This is a genomic window from Priestia sp. 53B2 (genome assembly GCF_056099005.1).
Genome location: NZ_JBLZXA010000049.1, coordinates 1 through 4,017, shown reverse-complemented (window position 1 = coordinate 4,017; position 4,017 = coordinate 1). Strand labels below are relative to the sequence as shown.

Below are 4,017 nucleotides of genomic sequence, written 5' to 3'. Positions count from 1 at the left end.
TTACCCAATCATTCCTTCTGTCACTAAAAAAGTTATACCTCTTGTAATCTAAATTTAGAATCCATTGAGATCAATCTCTCCCCGTTAGGTTATTAGCCTAACTTTTGAAATTAACGTCTCGCACCAAAAAACGATTTCATGTCGATGCAAATAATGACTCTGTTTGGTAGCTGCCCATAATCCATTGAAAGTACTCCTCAATAAAGAACGTTTTTTCTCTATTATATACGAACAAACGTTCTCTATTCAACAAAAACTCTAAAGTTTTCCCGATTATTGCTATTGCTTATAATTCATATTGACTTAAGAATGATACATAAGTTATAGGTTTTCATAAACTTCTTCCAGATTTTTAAAATTTTATCTTTCAAAGTTTGATTTTCTACTTTCAATATAGAAGATTAATAGATTAGAAATTACAAAATTACGTAACTATAAAGTTCATAATCGTAATAATTGGTTTCTAAGACAAAGCCATTTAATAATATTTATAACAACTAAACATGAAAAATAATCCTCGTTTGTTAATTTTGAGTACTTTTTCCCATTTATAAAAAGAATTCTCTCTGTTTTTAACACTTAATTTACAATTTATCAAAAATCTATTAATAAACCTTCTCTATAATTCTCATTAGGACATAAAACACAACAACAATTGGAGGTAACAACATTGTTTAAAAAGAAGTTAACGAAAAAGTTATTACCGGTAGCCGTTCTTTCAACAGTTGCTTTTAGTGGTTTAATTGGTGGTTTCTCACATGTAAGTGCAGAGGAATCTACTAATAAAAAAAGAACTAATAATGCGGAAATCAAAAATGTTATTGTTTTAATTGGTGATGGCATGGGAGTTTCTTATACTTCTGCTCATCGTTACCTAAAAGACGATCCATCAACAAAAGTTGTTGAACCAACAACTTTTGATCAATACCTTGTTGGCCAACAAACAACTTATCCAGAAGATCCTGAGCAAAATGTAACGGACTCTGCTTCTGCAGCAACTGCTATGTCTGCAGGTATTAAAACATATAACAGTGCAATTGCCGTTGACAATGACGGATCAGAAGCAAAAACGGTTCTTGAAGCTGCTAGAGAAGAAGGAAAAGCAACAGGTCTTGTTGCGACTTCGGAAATTACACACGCAACACCTGCTTCTTTCGGATCACATGATCACAGCCGTAAAAACATGAACTCAATTGCCGATGACTATTTTGACGAAATGGTAAATGGTCAACATAAAATCGATGTTCTTCTTGGTGGAGGTAAAAGCAACTTTGATCGTAAAGATCGTAATTTAACAGAAGAATTTAAAAAAGCTGGTTATAGCTACGTGGAAAACCGTGAAGATATGTTAAAAGATAAGAACAGTAAAGTGCTTGGTTTATTTGCTGATGGTGGACTTCCAAAGAAAATTGACCGCACAGAAGAAGTTCCTTCATTAAAAGACATGACAAACACTGCTCTTTCAAAATTAAACAAAGATAAAGACGGGTTCTTCCTAATGGTAGAAGGAAGCCAGATTGACTGGGCAGGGCATGACAACGATATCGTTGGAGCTATGAGTGAAATGGATGACTTTGAACAAGCATATAAAGCAGCAATTGAGTTTGCAAAAAAAGACAAACATACCTTAGTAGTAGCAACAGCTGACCACTCAACTGGTGGATACTCAATTGGTTCAGACGGTATTTATAACTGGTTCAGTGAACCAATCAAAGCTGCAAAGCGCACGCCTGATTTCATGGCTGAAGAGATTGCTAAAGGAGCAGGCGTTGAAGAAACATTAAAGAAATATATTGATCAAAATACTCTAGCCTTAACAGAACAAGAAATTCAATCTGTTGAAGAAGCAGCTAAAACAAAGAAAGTTCTTGATATCGATAATGCCATTGAGAATATTTTTAACAAACGTTCTCACACAGGTTGGACAACAGGTGGACATACAGGTGAAGATGTTCCTGTCTATGCATTCGGACCATCAAGTGAAAAATTTGCTGGATCAAATGATAACACTGATATTGCAAAAAATATTTTTGATGTCTTAGATTATAATATTAAAATTCAAGATAAGTAAGAAATAATTGGATAATATAAAGTGTATCCCGTTGCTTAAGCACAAGCAACGGGAACTTTTTTAAAATATAGAATCATATGGGGGAATCATCATGAAACACACTCTTTCTATATTATTTTTAATCATGCTGCTTGTTGGTTGTTCATCCAATGCCAGCCCTGAAAACAATGAAAAAAATGCAGCGAACGAAAACCAAACAGAAAATAATACAGACGAAAAAAATAATGAAACGAAACAGGAAAAGGATCAGAAACAAACTGAGAGCAAAAGTGACGAGTATCAGCCTAATTCTCAAGTAACAGCTGACCATTCATTGCAAAAAGTCGGTCAGACATATGCAGATGAAAAAGGTGAGGCTACATTAAAAGCAATTAAACCTTTGAATAAAACTTATAAACTTGGTGAAGTTGAATTAACAGTAAAAGAAATGAAATTGATTCACTTACGACCTGATTACAGTATGATTGATTATTTTCACGTCTTAACACATGATGAAGAGTTTGATTTTGTTAAAGTTTTCGTTGAGATCAAAAACAAGTCTTCAGAGAAAGTGAATTTTGCACCAATTGCCTTACTGAAAACGAATACAGGTGAAACATTTGATTGGCAAAAAGATATTTACCTTGAAGAGTTAAATGGTGAAATTGAAGGGAATGGCACGAAATTTGGAAATATTGGTTTTATTGTGAATGCAACAGGCGGTCACGCGCACAAAGAGGGGCACAATGAGTCGGACCACAAGGAAGCAAAGGATATTAAGTGGGTTGAAATAACCACAAGTGATGTATTTGATAAAAACGAGAAAAAAATTAGCGAAGCACAAAAAATTAAAATTGAGTTTTAATAAAAGCTACCAATTAATATACCCATCTTTAAAGATGGGCCTTTTTGTTTATAAAGTTGCACTTATATAGCTTATAAATATAATAATGACATGAAAACACCCCTCCTAAAAGTTCTGTTTAGAAGAGGCAGGGACAAAAAATATCTCAAAATTAAAAGCAGTTCCTCACGCTGTATAGGAATCGATTTTTTATGCCCAATTTAGCCTAACGTTGTAAATCCGCATCTTCCTGACTGACGCTACCCCACCTACATAATAAAGAAAAGTGTTCGTAAAGGTATGTGTAAATAAGAGAACGTCTGAAAAGTGTTTTTGAACTTTTGCGGATATATATATAAGTTGGAATTAGTAGTTTCCTACATGTCCGTAAACGTATACTTTTACAAACTTTATTATTTTCCATTAATTCACGAATCAAAATATATATTAAGTATAAAAACTTAACCATTCAAACCCTAAAAAAGGCATTCTAGGCTCTTAATTGGATTTTACAAGAACAATTATTGTTATACGGTAAAAATCCAGTTATTGTTAAATAAAGACTTAACAACATAGAGAGATAGGTGACTACATAATTGCAGAGATATAGATATAACAGTACTTTAAGAAAGGCTTTACTTGTAGATATAGAGGCAGCAAGAGAACTTATGATTAAAGTAGGATTGGAAGAAGGATTTACTAGTAATAATACCATTATAATCAGTCAATTTATTGATCAATTGTTAAACCACTTAGAAAAGATAACTTCAAATGATTAGTTTTGGTTTTTAATGAAAAGAGTCAAAGCAACCTCATTCTCTAATGGCATTGGAGTGAGGTTGCTTTTTAAGGTAACTCTATAACTGTAGATAAATAATAACACAATTTTTCCTTACGAGCATATGTATAAAAAGCTGCATAAAACGGAAACACACTCTAATTGGAACCCTTATTGCCACAAGGGTTCTTTTTTTGGTTGTGTTTCGGAAAGAGATCTTATGGTGCGACAAGAAGTCGCTTTCTTACAGTGTAGCTAACGCTACTCATCTAGACGCAGAGATGATCTCCATCCGAAACGGCATGCTTGGTAACGAGTCTGTCGGTTGCATGAGGAAATGCGGAA

The 4,017-nt window shown here is 33.5% G+C and carries 3 protein-coding genes; all 3 read left to right on the top strand.

What is annotated here, in order from left to right:
* The first annotated feature begins 670 nt into the window (after positions 1–670).
* On the top strand, positions 671–2,071 hold the full coding sequence (locus ACN6NE_RS30900; RefSeq protein ID WP_474329403.1) for an alkaline phosphatase family protein: 1,401 nt from the start codon (positions 671–673) through the stop codon (positions 2,069–2,071).
* 91 nt (positions 2,072–2,162) lie between these two features.
* Positions 2,163–2,915, top strand: a complete 753-nt coding sequence (locus ACN6NE_RS30895; RefSeq protein WP_474329401.1) for a hypothetical protein — start codon at positions 2,163–2,165, stop codon at positions 2,913–2,915.
* Positions 2,916–3,490: 575 nt separating this feature from the next.
* Positions 3,491–3,673 carry a Spo0E family sporulation regulatory protein-aspartic acid phosphatase gene (locus ACN6NE_RS30890; protein ID WP_474329399.1) on the top strand — a complete coding sequence of 61 codons (183 nt, stop codon included), beginning with the start codon at positions 3,491–3,493 and terminating at the stop codon, positions 3,671–3,673.
* Positions 3,674–4,017 lie beyond the last annotated feature (344 nt).